Here is a 15,308-nt window from a genome sequence, read left to right on the forward strand (position 1 = left end):
AAAATGTGCACCCCGGTGTACCGATAACTTTTTGCCTAAAAAAGGGAAAGCATGACTACCTGCACTTCGCGCGCTGCATGGGGCAACCTGCTGCGTCGTCTTCACTTCTATATTGGTCTGTTTGTCGGGCCATTTATCTTTATCGCCGCGCTCTCCGGTACGCTGTATGTCGCCACACCGCAGCTGGAAAATGCGCTTTATCATCATGCCCTGTTCAGCGAGGCCCGGGGGACAGCGCGCCCTCTTGCGGAGCAGATCGCTGTCGCGGAAAAAGTGACTGGCGGAGAGCTGCGCCTGCATGCGGTTCGCCCGGGTCTGGCCGATGGCGACACTACCCGGGTAATGTATGCCGACCCGGCGCTGAAGGCCTCAGAGAACCGGGCCATCTTTATCGATCCGGTCAGTCTTGAGGTTCGGGGAGATATGACCGTCTACGGCACCAGCGGTATTTTGCCGTTCCGCCAGACAATCGATTATCTGCATCAGTCGTTGATGCTGGGTGACGTGGGGCGTCTCTACAGCGAGCTGGCCGCGTCGTGGATGTGGATTGCCGCGCTGGGGGGCATTGCGCTGTGGTTTTATACCCGGCCAAAACGGCGTATCAATAACCGCTTCCAGAACCGCCGTCGTCTGCACGTCACCCTCGGCTGGTGTCTGCTGCTGGGCATGCTGCTGTTCTCGGCGACCGGCCTGACCTGGTCCCAGTGGGCGGGCGGTAACGTGGATAAGCTGCGGGCAGAGATGAACTGGCTCACACCGCAGGTGAAAACGCAGCTGCACGGCCCGGCGGAAATCGCCGATCCGCATGCCGATCATCACGGTCATCACATGTCGATGCCCATGCCGGAAATGAAGCCCGATCCGGCGCTCTACGACGGCGTGCTACAGGCGGCGAATGCGGCGGGTATCAAGGCCACGAAGCTGGAGATCCGCCCGGCGAAGAGTGATGCGACGGCGTGGACGGTGACGGAGATCGATCGTCGCTGGCCGACGCAGGTGGATGCGGTGGCCGTTGACCCCGCGACCCTGGCGGTCATCGATCATACCCGTTTTGCGGATTACCCGCTGATGGCCAAACTGACCCGCTGGGGGGTGGATTTCCATATGGGCGTGCTGTTTGGTCTGCCTAACCAGCTGGTGTTGATCGCCTTTGGCGTCGCGCTGTGCGTGATGATTGTGTGGGGATACCGGATGTGGTGGATGCGCAGGCCCCGTCAGACGGCAACCGATCCCGCGCAGACTCTGTGTCAGAGCTGGCTGGCGTTGCCGCTGTGGGGGCGGTGCGTCTCTGTCGGTATCGCCGTATTACTGGGGCTGGCGATGCCAGTCATGGGATGCAGCCTGGCGCTGTTTATCGTTATTGACTGGCTGCGCTGGCGGGCGGCATCAGGATTAGCCCTGGCCGGAACGCCAGAGTAATGACTCAGGGCGTGCCGATCACCACCGCAACGCGACGGTTTTCAGCACGTCCCTGGGCAGTTTTGTTGTCCGCAACGGGGTACTGTTTACCTAAGCCCTGGGTCGTCAGATTGCTGCGGGGAATACCTGCACCCTGAGCCCAGGCATCGGCAACCACGTTAGCCCGCTTCAGGGAGAGGTCTTTGTTGTAGCTCTCTTCGCCGTAGTTGTCCGTATGTCCGTCCATCCGGGCGTGCTTCAGGCCCGTGGCCGCAAGACGCGATGCCATGCTTTTAATCTGCTGTTCGCTTTCCGGGCGCAGCTGGTACTCGTTTTTACCAAACAGGATCTTCGCAGAGAGGCCAAGCGACCAGTCGCCGTTAGTCTCGTTAAAGCCGTATGATTTCATGGCGGCAATCTGTTCAGCGGTAAATTTGCCCTGCGGCGCCTGGCATCCCGCCAGCAGCATTGATGCCATCAACAGCGGTGCGGCGTATCGCCTTAACATAATGTGTTCCCTTCTATGCAGTGTTTTTAGAACGCTGATGCTTCACCAGATACATATTTCGGTCAGCTTGATCCAGTAAGGTTTCAACGGAGTGATGCTCCCAGCTCAGCGCGAAGCCAATGCTGAGCGACATTCTGGTGCTGAGGCCGTTTTGCAGGTCATAAGACGGGCTGAACTGTTGCGTCAGCGCGGCGCAGAGGCGCAGGACCTCGTGTTCCGAATGGATGCCATACAGAATAATGGCGAATTCATCCCCGCCCAGACGATAGGGCTGATGACGCTCGCCGCTAAACTCGACCATGCGGCGGGCCACTTCAATCAGTACACAGTCCCCGGCGGCGTGCCCCCAGGTATCGTTAATCAGCTTAAAGTCATCACCATCCAGGAAGAGCAGGGCGGAATTGGTCCGCGCTAAGGAGTCATTCATCAGCGCCGTGATGCTGGTACGGAAAGCCGCCCGATTCGCCAGACCGGTGAGCGGATCGTGCATGGCGGTGCGCAGCAGTTGGGCATTTTTGGCCTGCAGCTTTAACTGCCACTCCTCCATTTCATCCAGCAGACTGTTGAAGTCCTGACCGAAGCGATGAAATTCATCGATGCGCTCCTCGGATACCCGGCGGGAGAAGTTACGGTTTGACCGGACGTCGTGCACCACCTCGGTTATGTTTTGCAGGGCGGTGACAACGCCGTTATGCAGGGTGCGGGTGATGATTAACGCCACCATGGCCGCAAACAGGATGCAGCCGGTTAACACCGCCAGGGAAGTCCAGAGGAAGTGGCTGATCAGGCTGTCACGCGCGGTAAGGTGTAACTCACCAATCGGCAGGTTATTGTGCCAGACGCGCTGGCGGATGGGCTGAGGGAATAACCACTGGCTGACCAGTTTACTGAGGGGATCGGCCCGATCGTTCGGCCCCATCGTCCATGTAGCAAAAGGATGATCGTAGCGGTCCAGCAGTACCGCAGAAGAAAACTGCCCCTGTTTGCCGAGTGTGGCCAGCGCTTCGTTGGCGGCGGTCGTATCATTAAACACCAGCGTCGCCTCCAGGCTGCGACTCACTGTGGCGCTGGTTAATTCAAGGTTTCGTTGTGCGTACTGTTTCAGTGATACCACCGAAGCGATGCACAATAATAACCAGACCAGCGTCATCGTAATGAGGACGCTAATTATACTGATGCGCCTCAGAGTCCTTTTGAACGTCAGACGAGGCGCTGATGTAAATTCCTTATTCATCCTTCGTATTCCGTGCAAGCATTAACACATCAGGATTGACTCTGACTCCGCTGCGCGACAGCACATCCAGATTTACGGAAAATCTGACTTGTGTATTATCAAATATCAGGCAAAAAGCACTGCCAATAACGCATTGCGAATTTTGCTCGGCAATTAACAGCAACGGCCTGGAATTGAAGGCGGTGCTTAATTCAAGTTGGGCGGTCGGAGACTCGCTGCCAAAATAGAGCGCGTTGCAACCTGCTCCCAGTGCTTCCTGATCGCTATGGATAATCACGGGAATGTAGGGCAGTGCATCCGGGCCCTGAGCACTGAGCGCCTCAACGTGACTGGAAGAGGCAAAAATGCACAGGGTTGGCTGACCAGAGAGGGCAGGCCAACGGGTATAACTGACGATCCCGGAGACAATTGAGCGTACCGATTTATCCGTTCTGGATAATGTTCCGCCAATAGCCTGTTCGCAGGATAATAACAGCATCAGCACCAGGGCTACCCGGCACCAGGAAATGAGAAGAAAGTTACCCACCAGAATCCGCCATACCACTCTGGAAATATTTGCCCTTGAGTTTCGGCGCAAGAATACCATTTTTACGTGGGCAGTCATTACGCCGAAATTCTGTTCAGAGACTTAAGTAAAATCTGACGTTTTTATTTGCAGAGTGCGTGTGGGCGGTATTAATTTAAGCGACTGGCTTTTGTTCCTTCATCCATTCCCTGCTGCCAGGCGGTTCGAAGTTGAGTGGCGTTATCCGCAGTATCACAGCTGGCAGGAAATATTTTCCCTGCTAATCCCCAGGCGTAAACGAAATTTTCCTGACATATTTTCTCGCGCCCCTCTTTATAACCGCTGAGATAGGCAGAGCGATCCACCTTAGGATCATTAAAATTCGCGGCAAGCGACTCACTGGATTTAGCGGCCACGCCATTCATGGCATCTTCTTTACCGGCATCATACCAGTCGGTACCCGTCCATGTCGGCTGATGAGTGTAAGGATCGATTTGACAGGCGGTTAGCAGCAGACCCAGAAGCGGGATAACAATCAGGCGCATAAGACATTCTCCTTTTTCCATTGAGCATAGCCTGGCGTTAAAAATGCGGGCTGTAATTTTTACGTTACAGTTTAATCGGATGTTTTTTGCTTAAAACTGTATTTTGTAAAGTATTATTTACGGATTTTGGATTGAAATCTTTACTTGTTATGGTATCGTTGGGCTTCCTCAGTGAGGAAACAACTATCGCAAACGAGCTTCCAGGATCGCAATCATGCAAAAAGACGCGCTGAATAACGTACACATTACCGATGAACATGTTTTGATCACTCCGGATCAACTGAAGGCGGAATTCCCGCTGAGCGTTGAGCAAGAGGCGCAAATCGCGCACTCCCGCCAGACCATTTCCGACATTATTGCCGGGCGCGATCCGCGTCTGCTGGTGGTATGTGGTCCGTGCTCTATTCATGATCCAGAAGCCGCCATCGAATATGCGCATCGTTTTAAAGCCCTGGCCGAGGAGGTCAGCGATAGCCTCTACCTGGTCATGCGCGTCTATTTTGAAAAACCTCGTACCACCGTCGGCTGGAAAGGGTTGATTAACGATCCGCACATGGATGGCTCGTTTGATGTGGAAGCCGGTCTGAAGATTGCGCGTAATCTTCTGGTGGAGCTGGTTAACATGGGACTGCCGCTGGCAACAGAAGCGCTGGATCCAAACAGCCCGCAGTACCTGGGCGACCTGTTCAGCTGGTCAGCAATCGGTGCGCGTACCACTGAATCGCAGACGCACCGTGAAATGGCCTCGGGCCTCTCTATGCCGGTCGGTTTCAAAAACGGTACCGACGGCAGCCTGGCGACAGCCATTAATGCCATGCGCGCCGCTGCCATGCCGCACCGTTTTGTCGGCATCAACCAGGCAGGCCAGGTTTGCCTGCTGCAGACCCAGGGCAACCCGGATGGGCACGTTATCCTGCGCGGCGGTAAGGCACCAAACTACAGCCCGGCAGATGTTGCTCAGTGTGAAAAAGAGATGGAACAGGCAGGACTGCGCCCGGCGCTGATGGTAGATTGCAGTCATGGTAATTCCAATAAAGATTACCGTCGTCAGCCTGCGGTGGCGGAATCCGTCGTCGCGCAGATTAAAGATGGCAACCGTTCGATTATTGGCCTGATGATTGAAAGCAACATCCATGAAGGCAATCAGTCATCTGAGCAACCACGCAGCGCCATGCAGCACGGGGTATCCGTGACGGATGCCTGCATCAGCTGGGAAACCACCGATGCGCTGTTGCGTGAGATCCACAAAGATTTGAACGGCCAGCTGGCGACGCGTCTGGCTTAAGAGGTTAGTTATGGTTGCTGAATTGACCGCCCTGCGCGATCAAATTGACGAGGTAGACAAGGCGCTGCTGGATTTGCTGGCACGCCGCATGGCGCTGGTCGCCGAGGTGGGTGAAGTCAAAAGTAAATACGGCTTGCCGATTTACGTGCCGGAGCGTGAAGCCTCCATGCTGGCTTCACGCCGTAAAGAAGCCCAGGCGCTGGGCGTCTCGCCGGATCTGATTGAAGATGTGCTGCGTCGCGTGATGCGTGAGTCGTACTCCAGCGAAAACGACAAGGGATTTAAAACCCTCTGTCCAACGCTGCGCCCGGTGGTCATTGTCGGTGGCGGCGGGCAGATGGGGCGTCTGTTCGAGAAGATGCTGACGCTTTCCGGCTATCAGGTGCGCATCCTTGAAAAAGAGGACTGGGCTCAGGCGGAAGCGATGGTTGCCGATGCCGGTATGGTTATTGTCAGCGTACCGATTCACGTTACTGAAGAGATTATTGCCAGACTGCCACCGCTGCCGGAAGACTGTATTCTGGTCGACCTGGCCTCGGTAAAAAATGGTCCGCTGCAGGCGATGCTGGCCGCGCATAATGGCCCGGTGCTGGGCCTGCACCCGATGTTCGGCCCGGACAGCGGCAGCCTGGCGAAGCAGGTTGTGGTCTACTGCGATGGTCGTCAGCCAGAAGCCTACCAGTGGTTCCTGGAGCAGATTCAGGTATGGGGCGCGCGACTGCACCGTATCAGCGCCGTCGAGCACGATCAGAACATGGCCTTCATCCAGGCGCTGCGTCACTTCGCGACCTTCGCGTATGGCCTGCATCTGTCGGAAGAGAACGTGCAGCTTGAGCAACTGCTCTCGCTGTCGTCCCCTATTTATCGCCTTGAACTGGCGATGGTCGGGCGGCTGTTTGCCCAGGATCCACAGCTGTACGCGGATATTATTATGTCCTCGGGCAACAACCTGGCGCTGATTAAACGCTACTACCAGCGTTTTGGCGAGGCGATCACTCTGCTCGAGCAGGGCGATAAGCAGGCCTTTATCGACAGTTTCCGTAAGGTCGAGCACTGGTTTGGCGATTACGCCCAACGCTTCCAGAGCGAAAGCCGCATCCTGCTGCGACAGGCGAATGACAGTCGCCAGTAATCCGATGATGTATATACTGAAAGCCAGCACTGCTGGCTTTTTTCATTTTGGGGATTTGTCATGGCTGAACCACAGATACTGTTTGATTACACGGGGCATCTACCGGAATGCCCGACCTGGAGCGATGCAGAAAACGCGCTCTACTGGGCGGATATTCTTGAAGGCGAGATCCACCGCTACCATTTGTCGACAGGTGAACACAGCGTTCTATCCTTTCACGAAGAGGTGGGCTGTTTTGCCCTGCGCGAAGGAGGGGGCTTTATTGTCGCCATGCGCAACGCCATCTGGCTGGCGGACAAGCACGGGCTGCTGCAGCGAAAAGTGTGTGATAACCCATCGAACCCGCAGCTGGCGCGCTTTAATGACGGGGGAACCGATCACTTTGGCCGCTTCTACGCGGGCACGTTCTGGGCGCCGGGGGATTACAACGGCGCCTTGCTGATGCGCATCGACAATGACCTCACGCCTGAGGTTATCCAGTGTGATATTCACGGTCATAACGGCCTGGCATTCAGCGATGACCGGCGCTGGATGTACACCTCAGACACGCCCAACGCGGTTATCTACCGTACGCCGCTGGATGAGCAGGGCGAACCGGGTAAACGGGAAGTCTTTCGCCGATTCCAGCCGGGAGAGGGGATACCCGACGGAGCAGCGGTGGATGTGGAGGGGTGTTACTGGAGTGCGCTGTTTGACGGCTGGCGCATCGCACGTTTTTCACCGCAGGGCGAGCAGCTGGAAGAGTATCGTTTGCCGGTGCGCTACCCGACGATGGTCTGTTTCGGTGGTGAAGATATGCAAACGCTGTTTATCACCACCACCCGTGAGAATATGGATCCGCAGGAAGTGGCGGAATATCCTCTTTCCGGTGCCATTTTCACCCTTCCCGTCAGCGTGGCAGGGGTGAAAAAGGGGCCGTTTATTACGCGTTAAGCCGGATCGACCGGTACGACGTTTTCGCTCGGATAGCAGCCAAGCACCTTCATTGAACGGGTAATGTCACCCAGTTCGCGCAGGGCTTTCTGCAGGGATGCAGATTCCAGGTTGGCCTGAATATCGAGATAGAACATCTCTTCCCACGGGTTGCCATAGATAGGGCGCGATTCCAGCTTGGTCATAATCAGATTGTGATTACGCAGCACCAGCAGGGCCTCAACCAGCGCACCGGCCTGCTGGCCCGTTGCCATCAAGAGGGTGGTTTTCGCCGGCACCTGATCGGAAACGTTGATCGCCTTACGCGCCAGGACGATGAAGCGGGTGATGTTCTGCGTCTGATTGGCCAGGTTACGTTCCAGCACCTGTAATCCATACAGCGCCCCGCCCGCTTCGCTACCCAGTGCGGCCACAGCAGGGGAATTAGCCTGAGCGACCTTTTCCATGGCTGCCGACGTGCTCTCAGTATATTCAATTTTCCAGCCCGGATAGCGATTCAGGAACTGGCTACACTGCTGGAAGGGCTGCGGATGGCTGTAGACCGTCTTGATTTTGTCGAGGTCGGTCGTCCCGGAGACCAGCACGCAGTGGTCGATAGGGATTGTCAGCTCGCCAACCAGCGACAGGGTGGTGTGCTGAAGCAAATCGTAAACGTCGTTGATCGCCCCGGAACTGGTGTTTTCAATCGGTACGACAGCGTAGTCCGCCTGGCCGGTTTCCACCTGATTAAAAATATCAGCGAACTTCGCGCAGCCACTCTCAATAAATTCTTCGAAATGGCGGGCAGCATACTGACGTGCCGCAAGGTGGGAATAGGAGCCTTTGGGCCCCAGGAAGGCAATACGCGCCGAGTGCGGATTGGTTTTGTTCAGATGCTGCTGCAACAGCGCCTGCTGGGTCAGGACGGAATCTTCGATAATCAGCTGGAACAGGCGGGTGATGTAGTGGGCATCCAGATGGTGCGTCTTGCCAAGGTTAATCAGGCGTTCCAGCAGGTCGCGCTCACGGTCGATATCACGTACCGGGCGATGTGATGCCAGCTTTGCTTTACCTACCTCGACGGCAAGCGCACGGCGTTCAGCCAACAGCGAAAGCAGTTTTTCATCCAGTGAGCTGATCTTATCTCGCAGATCCAGTAACGGGTTTTCCGATGTCATAGCGTTGCCTTTGTCATTTATCGTTATCAATAAAAAAGGCCCCCCGGTGTGGGAGGCCTTATTGTTCGTCTTCGCATTCTTTATCACACGACGAAACGCCTCCCAATCAGGGGAAGGTAAAAAAGAATGCGAAGAAGAACGGCTTAACGGTCATGGATGATTCCTTCAGAAGACAGACTTAAAGTACCTGCACTGTTTTCACCCTGTCAATAAAAAACGCGCCCGAAGGCGCGTTGGCGATAGACTCAATGTAAGGGATTACTCATCTTCAACTTCTTCTGCGAAGCTGGCGTCTTTCACCGATGTTGTGGCGCGACGGGCTTCACCTTTGTGTTGCACTTTATTGAGCTGCCGTTCCAGCTTGTTGATCAAATCGTTGATGGCGGTGTACATATCCTCATGTTTCGCGCTGGCGACCAGATGGCCGTTTGGAGTATTGATAGTTGCGTCAGCGATGAAACCCTGTGGCTCCTTAGAGAGAATGATATGCGGGTTAATCAGGTGTGTTTGCCATTTATCCAGTTTGGCGAGACGGTCTGCGACGTGCTGGCGGATTGCCGGAGTAATTTCCATTTGTTTACTGGTAATGTTCATTGTCATAAATTTTACCTCTTGTCTTTCCCGTCTTGGTGATTCCAGCATACCGTTCCTAATGTCAAAATGTGTGATGTAAATCACATTTTAATGTCACTTTTTGTCAACGGATTCTTTTTGTGAGGCAGGACAGTAAGAAGTAAGATTTACCTTGTCGAAGGAAGAAATTGCGGCCATAGTTGATAGGATTGGTGCGGGCTAAACCGCTTCAGCTTAGTGCGAAAACGGATAAAAAAACGGCAGCCACTGGGCTGCCGTTTTGCATCTTACTGAATGATCAAGAGCTGCTGCTGTTAGCGGCAATAATCTTCGCCACTTTTTCAGCCTGAGATGTCATCTGCAGCTCGCGATAGGCGTTTTCCATCAGCTTCAGGCCATCACGTGTTGCCTGAGTATCCGGATAATCACGCAGCATGCCTTCAACACGGTTCACGACGGCAACGTATGCGCCACGACGGGTATAGTATTCCGCCACAGAATATTCGTATTTCGCCAGACGGTCTTTCAGGAACACCAGACGCTTGCTGGCATCCGTTACGTACTGACTGTTCGGATAGCCGCGAACCAGCTTGGAGAAGTCATTGAACGCATCGCGCGCATGCTGAGGGTCACGGTCGGAACGATCGACGCCGAAGAAGCCCTGTAGCGCACTGTCGTCCAGCGCCATATTGGTCAGCCCGCGCATGTACATCACGTAGTCGATATTCGGATGGGTCGGATTCAGACGCATGAAGCGATCAATCGTCGCCTGGGCCAGTGGCAGATCGGCATTTTTATAGTAGGCGTAGATCAGATCCAACTGTACCTGCTGGGAATACGGGCCAAATGGATAGCGATTATCCAGCGCTTCCAGTTGCGTTATCGCCTGTTTCCAGTTACCGTCCTGCAGCTTTTGCTGAGCAGTCGCATAGATTTCATTCGGCGGATTGTCAGGGACCTGTTCATTCGAACCGGAGCAGCCTACCAAAGCCAGGCTCAACGTGGCCGCTGCCACCAGATATTTCATGCGCGTCATGACGTTTTGACTTTCCTCAAATGTTTGTCCGGGAGAATCTCTTTCCTGCTCCCGATTAAGACCAGCTACAATAGCACACTATATTAAACGGCAAAGCCGTAAAACCCAACGTTAAACGAAGAAGCAGTCTATGGCACAACGAGTAGAACTCACCGCAACAGTCTCCGAAAAACAGCTCGGACAACGCTTAGATCAGGCTTTGGCCGAAATGTTCCCTGATTATTCGCGTTCACGCATAAAAGAATGGATCCTTGACCAGCGCGTGATGGTAAATGGCAAGATCTGGGACAAGCCAAAAGAGAAAGTGTTGGGTGGGGAAGTGGTCGCCATCAATGCTGATATCGAAGAAGAAGTCCGTTTTGAGCCGCAGGATATCCCGCTGAATATCGTCTACGAAGACGACGACATCCTTGTCATCAATAAGCCGCGCGATTTTGTTGTACACCCTGGCGCAGGTAATCCTGATGGCACGGTGCTGAATGCGCTGCTGCACTACTATCCGCCGATCGCCGATGTACCGCGTGCGGGGATCGTTCACCGTCTGGATAAAGACACCACCGGCCTGATGGTCGTGGCGAAGACCATTCCGGCGCAAACGCGTCTGGTGGAGTCCCTGCAGCTGCGTGAAATCACCCGTGAGTACGAAGCGGTGGCCATTGGTCATATGACCTCGGGCGGGACGGTTGAGCAGCCTATCAGCCGCCATCCGACCAAGCGTACCCATATGTCTGTCCACCCAATGGGTAAACCGGCAGTGACGCACTACCGCATCATGGAGCATTTCCGCATTCATACGCGCCTGCGTCTGCGCCTGGAAACGGGACGTACTCACCAGATCCGTGTTCATATGTCGCATATCACCCATCCGCTGGTGGGCGATCAGCTTTATGGTGGCCGTCCGCGTCCGCCGAAAGGCGCATCCGAAGAGTTCATCGCCATGCTGCGTAAATTCGACCGTCAGGCTCTGCATGCCACCATGCTGCGTCTCTATCATCCGATCACCGGTATCGAGATGGAGTGGCACGCGCCGATCCCACAGGATATGGTGGAACTTATCGACGCTATGCGTGCCGATTTTGAAGAACATAAGGATGACGTGGACTGGTTATGACCAAATTGATTGTCCCGGAGTGGCCCGCGCCAGAGGGCGTGGCAGCCTGTAGTTCAACCCGCATCGGGGGCGTGAGTGAGGGAGCCTGGGGATCATTAAACCTGGGCGCTCACTGTGGCGATAATCTTGAGCATGTTGAAGAGAATCGCAAACGCATGTTTGCTGCGGGCCAGTTGCCGTCGAAACCGGTCTGGCTTGAACAGGTGCATGGTACCGCTGTGCTCCGGCTCAGCGGAGAACCCTACGCTTCGAAACGTGCTGATGCCTCGTACAGCAATACTCCGGGCACAGTTTGTGCCGTCATGACCGCCGACTGCCTGCCGGTGCTCTTCTGCAACCGTGCGGGCACCGAAGTTGCCGCAGCCCATGCTGGCTGGCGCGGATTGTGCGCTGGCGTACTGGAAGAGACTGTCGCCTGCTTCGCTGACAGTGCGGATAACATCATCGCCTGGCTTGGCCCGGCCATTGGGCCACAAGCCTTTGAGGTGGGCCCGGAAGTGCGCGAGGCCTTTATGGCGCACGACCCGCAGGCGGAAAATGCTTTTTGCGCGGCGGGAGATAAATACATGGCGGATATTTATCAGCTTGCCCGCCAGCGCCTGACGAACCTTGGTATCAGCCAGATCTATGGCGGCGATCGCTGCACTTTCACCGAAAAGGATGATTTCTTTTCCTATCGTCGCGACAAGACGACCGGGCGTATGGCAAGTTTCATTTGGCTGATATAACCTATAGAATCAAGACGATCCGGCACGCGCCGTTTTCTTTTCGCATAATTCAGGTCATTCACCTTGAATAATTGAGGGATGACCTCATTTAATCTCCAGTAGCAATTTTGACCTGTTATGGGAGGAGTTATGCGTCTGGATCGTCTTACTAATAAATTCCAGCTTGCTCTCGCCGATGCCCAGTCTCTCGCACTGGGGCACGACAATCAGTTTATCGAACCACTTCATTTAATGAGCGCCTTGCTTAATCAGGAAGGGGGATCGGTACGTCCTTTACTGACATCTGCCGGTGTTAATGCGGGGCAGTTACGCACAGCCATCGATCAGGCTCTGAGCCGTTTACCGCAGGTAGAGGGCACTGGCGGAGATGTACAACCGTCTCAGGATCTGGTTCGCGTACTGAATCTTTGCGACAAACTGGCGCAAAAACGCGGCGACAACTTTATTTCATCAGAACTCTTTGTTCTGGCGGCGCTTGAATCACGTGGCACCTTGACCGACCTGCTGAAAACGGCGGGTGCAACCACCGCCAACGTGACCCAGGCGATTGCACAGATGCGCGGAGGTGAGAGCGTGAACGATCAGGGTGCCGAAGACCAGCGTCAGGCATTGAAGAAATATACCGTCGACCTGACTGAGCGTGCCGAACAGGGCAAGCTTGACCCGGTCATCGGGCGTGATGAAGAGATCCGCCGTACGATTCAGGTCCTGCAGCGCCGTACCAAAAATAACCCGGTGCTTATTGGTGAACCGGGCGTCGGTAAAACCGCCATTGTCGAAGGGCTGGCCCAGCGTATCGTCAACGGTGAAGTCCCCGAAGGTTTGAAAGGCCGCCGTGTACTCGCGCTGGATATGGGCGCGCTGGTGGCAGGTGCTAAATATCGGGGTGAGTTTGAAGAACGCTTGAAAGGCGTCCTCAACGATCTGGCGAAACAGGAAGGCAACGTCATCCTGTTCATCGATGAACTGCACACGATGGTTGGGGCAGGTAAAGCCGACGGCGCTATGGATGCCGGGAACATGCTGAAGCCGGCGCTCGCACGTGGTGAACTGCACTGCGTCGGGGCCACCACGCTTGATGAATATCGTCAGTACATCGAAAAGGATGCCGCTCTTGAACGTCGCTTCCAGAAAGTGTTTGTGGCTGAGCCTTCAGTGGAAGATACCATCGCCATTCTGCGTGGTCTGAAAGAGCGCTATGAGCTGCACCACCATGTGCAGATCACCGACCCGGCCATCGTGGCGGCTGCAACTTTGTCGCATCGTTATATTGCCGATCGACAGCTGCCTGACAAAGCGATCGACCTGATCGATGAAGCAGCTTCCAGTATTCGTATGCAGATTGACTCCAAGCCGGAAGAGCTGGACCGACTCGATCGCCGTATCATCCAGCTGAAGCTTGAACAACAGGCGCTGAAGAAAGAGTCTGATGAAGCGAGTAAAAAGCGCCTGGATATGCTTAATGAAGAGCTGGACGATAAAGAGCGCCAGTATTCAGTGTTAGAAGAAGAGTGGAAAGCCGAAAAAGCCTCCCTCTCCGGTACCCAGACCATTAAAGCCGAGCTGGAGCAGGCAAAGATCGCCATCGAGCAGGCACGTCGTGTGGGCGACCTGGCGCAAATGTCCGAGTTGCAGTACGGCAAAATTCCGGAACTGGAAAAACAGCTGGCAGCAGCAACTCAGGCTGAAGGTAAAACCATGCGTCTGTTACGTAATAAAGTGACGGATGCTGAAATCGCTGAAGTACTGGCGCGCTGGACAGGGATCCCGGTAGCCAGAATGATGGAGAGCGAGCGCGACAAATTACTGCGCATGGAAGAAGACCTTCATCATCGCGTGATTGGTCAGGATGAAGCGGTTGAAGCGGTATCGAACGCTATTCGCCGTAGCCGTGCGGGGTTGTCGGATCCTAACCGTCCGATTGGTTCCTTCCTGTTCCTGGGGCCGACCGGTGTGGGTAAAACAGAACTCTGTAAGGCGCTGGCGAACTTTATGTTCGACAGTGATGATGCGATGGTGCGTATCGACATGTCTGAGTTTATGGAGAAACACTCCGTGTCGCGTCTCGTGGGGGCACCTCCAGGATATGTCGGTTATGAAGAAGGTGGGTATCTGACAGAAGCGGTTCGCCGTCGCCCGTACTCCGTCATCCTGCTGGACGAAGTTGAAAAGGCCCATCCGGATGTTTTCAACATTCTGCTGCAGGTGCTGGATGATGGTCGCCTGACGGACGGGCAGGGCAGAACGGTCGATTTCCGTAACACAGTGGTTATTATGACCTCGAACCTGGGTTCCGATCTGATTCAGGAACGCTTCGGTGAACTGGATTACGGTCATATGAAGGATCTGGTGCTGGGTGTGGTAAGCCACAGCTTCCGTCCTGAGTTCATCAACCGTATCGATGAAGTCGTGGTCTTCCATCCGCTGGGTGAAAAACACATTGCTTCTATTGCTCGTATTCAGCTGCAGCGTTTGTATAAACGTCTGGAAGAGCGTGGATATGAAATGCAGATTGCGGATGATGCGCTGCAACTGCTGAGTGCGAATGGGTACGATCCTGTTTACGGGGCTCGTCCTTTAAAACGCGCCATCCAGCAGCAGATAGAAAACCCGCTGGCGCAGCAAATTCTTTCAGGGAAGCTGCTTCCGGGCAAAACCATTCAACTGGTGAAGAAAGACGACCAGATTGTGGCAGTGCAGTAAGTCACAAAACGACAAAAACGAGCCCCGCAGGGCTCGTTTTTGTTTAAAAACCAGGCAAGAATAGCAATCCGGAAACGGATTTGCCTGGAAAGTGAGCGGTTAGAAAATAATTTTCACTTTACACTTGCCAGCCAGGAATAACTGCCTATAATGCGCCTCCACTGACACGGAACAACGGCAAACAAGCCGCCGGGTCAGCAGAGAAAAGCGTGAAACAAACGCTTGACTCTGAAGCGGGAAAGCGTAATATGCACACCCCGCGCCGCAGCGAAAAAGCGAAGCGGCACTGCTCTTTAACAATTTATCAGACAATCTGTGTGGGCACTCAAAGTGACATGGATTCTTAATGTCGAAAGACAATAAATGAATACCAAGTCTCTGAGTGAACATACGTAATTCATTACGAAGTTTAATTCACGAGCATCAAACTTAAATTGAAGAGTTTGATCATGGCTCAGAT

Annotated in this window: 15 protein-coding genes and 1 other annotated feature; of the genes, 7 read left to right on the forward strand and 8 right to left on the reverse strand. The window is 54.4% G+C overall.

Annotated elements, in window-relative coordinates:
• The first annotated feature begins 51 nt into the window (after window positions 1-51).
• Entirely contained in the window at window positions 52-1,419 is a 1,368-nt protein-coding gene (locus K5I40_RS20575) for a PepSY domain-containing protein (RefSeq protein ID WP_039030096.1), read from the forward strand.
• Between the two features lie 4 nt (window positions 1,420-1,423).
• On the opposite strand, the gene K5I40_RS20580 is transcribed toward K5I40_RS20575, so the two are convergent.
• The 4 genes from K5I40_RS20580 to K5I40_RS20595 all read right to left on the reverse strand — a co-directional run bounded on the left by K5I40_RS20580 (window position 1,424) and on the right by K5I40_RS20595 (window position 4,190).
• On the reverse strand, window positions 1,424-1,906 hold the full coding sequence (locus K5I40_RS20580; RefSeq protein ID WP_039030097.1) for an OmpA family protein: 483 nt from the start codon (window positions 1,904-1,906) through the stop codon (window positions 1,424-1,426).
• A gap of 13 nt (window positions 1,907-1,919) precedes the next feature.
• Entirely contained in the window at window positions 1,920-3,140 is a 1,221-nt protein-coding gene (dgcN, locus tag K5I40_RS20585) for a diguanylate cyclase DgcN (RefSeq protein ID WP_138370990.1), read from the reverse strand.
• On the reverse strand, window positions 3,133-3,618 hold the full coding sequence (locus tag K5I40_RS20590; protein ID WP_231568133.1) for a YfiR family protein: 486 nt from the start codon (window positions 3,616-3,618) through the stop codon (window positions 3,133-3,135). Before K5I40_RS20590 ends, dgcN begins: the two co-directional genes overlap by 8 nt.
• A 197-nt stretch (window positions 3,619-3,815) precedes the next feature.
• Window positions 3,816-4,190, reverse strand: coding sequence for a DUF2799 domain-containing protein (locus tag K5I40_RS20595; RefSeq protein WP_039030099.1), 375 nt, complete (start codon window positions 4,188-4,190; stop codon window positions 3,816-3,818).
• A 214-nt stretch (window positions 4,191-4,404) separates the two neighbouring features.
• Here K5I40_RS20595 and aroF point away from each other — a divergent pair, with 214 nt between their 5' ends.
• From aroF to K5I40_RS20610, 3 genes are read left to right on the forward strand one after another with little or no spacing between them, the layout of a single operon-like run.
• Window positions 4,405-5,475 carry a 3-deoxy-7-phosphoheptulonate synthase AroF gene (gene aroF, locus K5I40_RS20600; RefSeq protein ID WP_039030100.1) on the forward strand — a complete coding sequence of 357 codons (1,071 nt, stop codon included), beginning with the start codon at window positions 4,405-4,407 and terminating at the stop codon, window positions 5,473-5,475.
• A 10-nt stretch (window positions 5,476-5,485) separates the two neighbouring features.
• The gene (tyrA, locus tag K5I40_RS20605) at window positions 5,486-6,607 is read left to right on the forward strand and encodes a bifunctional chorismate mutase/prephenate dehydrogenase (protein ID WP_223074828.1); all 1,122 of its coding nucleotides are present in this window, start codon (window positions 5,486-5,488) and stop codon (window positions 6,605-6,607) included.
• Between the two features lie 60 nt (window positions 6,608-6,667).
• Window positions 6,668-7,540 carry an SMP-30/gluconolactonase/LRE family protein gene (locus K5I40_RS20610; protein WP_039030102.1) on the forward strand — a complete coding sequence of 291 codons (873 nt, stop codon included), beginning with the start codon at window positions 6,668-6,670 and terminating at the stop codon, window positions 7,538-7,540.
• Here K5I40_RS20610 and pheA read toward each other — a convergent pair.
• From pheA to bamD, 4 genes are all read right to left on the reverse strand, one after another.
• Window positions 7,537-8,697, reverse strand: a complete 1,161-nt coding sequence (gene pheA, locus K5I40_RS20615; protein WP_223074829.1) for a bifunctional chorismate mutase/prephenate dehydratase — start codon at window positions 8,695-8,697, stop codon at window positions 7,537-7,539. The genes K5I40_RS20610 and pheA overlap by 4 nt on opposite strands.
• A 29-nt stretch (window positions 8,698-8,726) precedes the next feature.
• Window positions 8,727-8,852 (reverse strand) — a sequence feature (Phe leader region).
• The gene (locus tag K5I40_RS20620; RefSeq protein ID WP_193767862.1) at window positions 8,804-8,851 is read right to left on the reverse strand and encodes a hypothetical protein; all 48 of its coding nucleotides are present in this window, start codon (window positions 8,849-8,851) and stop codon (window positions 8,804-8,806) included. Its footprint overlaps the feature before it by 48 nt.
• Before the next feature lie 103 nt (window positions 8,853-8,955).
• Window positions 8,956-9,297 (reverse strand): ribosome-associated translation inhibitor RaiA, encoded by a 342-nt coding sequence (raiA, locus tag K5I40_RS20625; protein WP_032613238.1) that lies wholly within the window; start codon window positions 9,295-9,297, stop codon window positions 8,956-8,958.
• A gap of 271 nt (window positions 9,298-9,568) precedes the next feature.
• Window positions 9,569-10,306 (reverse strand): outer membrane protein assembly factor BamD, encoded by a 738-nt coding sequence (bamD, locus tag K5I40_RS20630; RefSeq protein WP_039030104.1) that lies wholly within the window; start codon window positions 10,304-10,306, stop codon window positions 9,569-9,571.
• A gap of 130 nt (window positions 10,307-10,436) precedes the next feature.
• Here bamD and rluD point away from each other — a divergent pair, with 130 nt between their 5' ends.
• The 3 genes from rluD to clpB all read left to right on the forward strand — a co-directional run bounded on the left by rluD (window position 10,437) and on the right by clpB (window position 14,848).
• Window positions 10,437-11,417, forward strand: coding sequence for a 23S rRNA pseudouridine(1911/1915/1917) synthase RluD (gene rluD, locus K5I40_RS20635; RefSeq protein ID WP_039030105.1), 981 nt, complete (start codon window positions 10,437-10,439; stop codon window positions 11,415-11,417).
• Window positions 11,414-12,145, forward strand: coding sequence for a purine nucleoside phosphorylase YfiH (yfiH, locus tag K5I40_RS20640; RefSeq protein WP_223074830.1), 732 nt, complete (start codon window positions 11,414-11,416; stop codon window positions 12,143-12,145). Before rluD ends, yfiH begins: the two co-directional genes overlap by 4 nt.
• Before the next feature lie 129 nt (window positions 12,146-12,274).
• Window positions 12,275-14,848 (forward strand): ATP-dependent chaperone ClpB, encoded by a 2,574-nt coding sequence (gene clpB / locus K5I40_RS20645; protein ID WP_223074831.1) that lies wholly within the window; start codon window positions 12,275-12,277, stop codon window positions 14,846-14,848.
• Window positions 14,849-15,308: the final 460 nt, after the last annotated feature.

Source organism: Leclercia sp. LTM14, from assembly GCF_023736175.1.
GTDB lineage: Bacteria > Pseudomonadota > Gammaproteobacteria > Enterobacterales > Enterobacteriaceae > Enterobacter > Enterobacter barmai.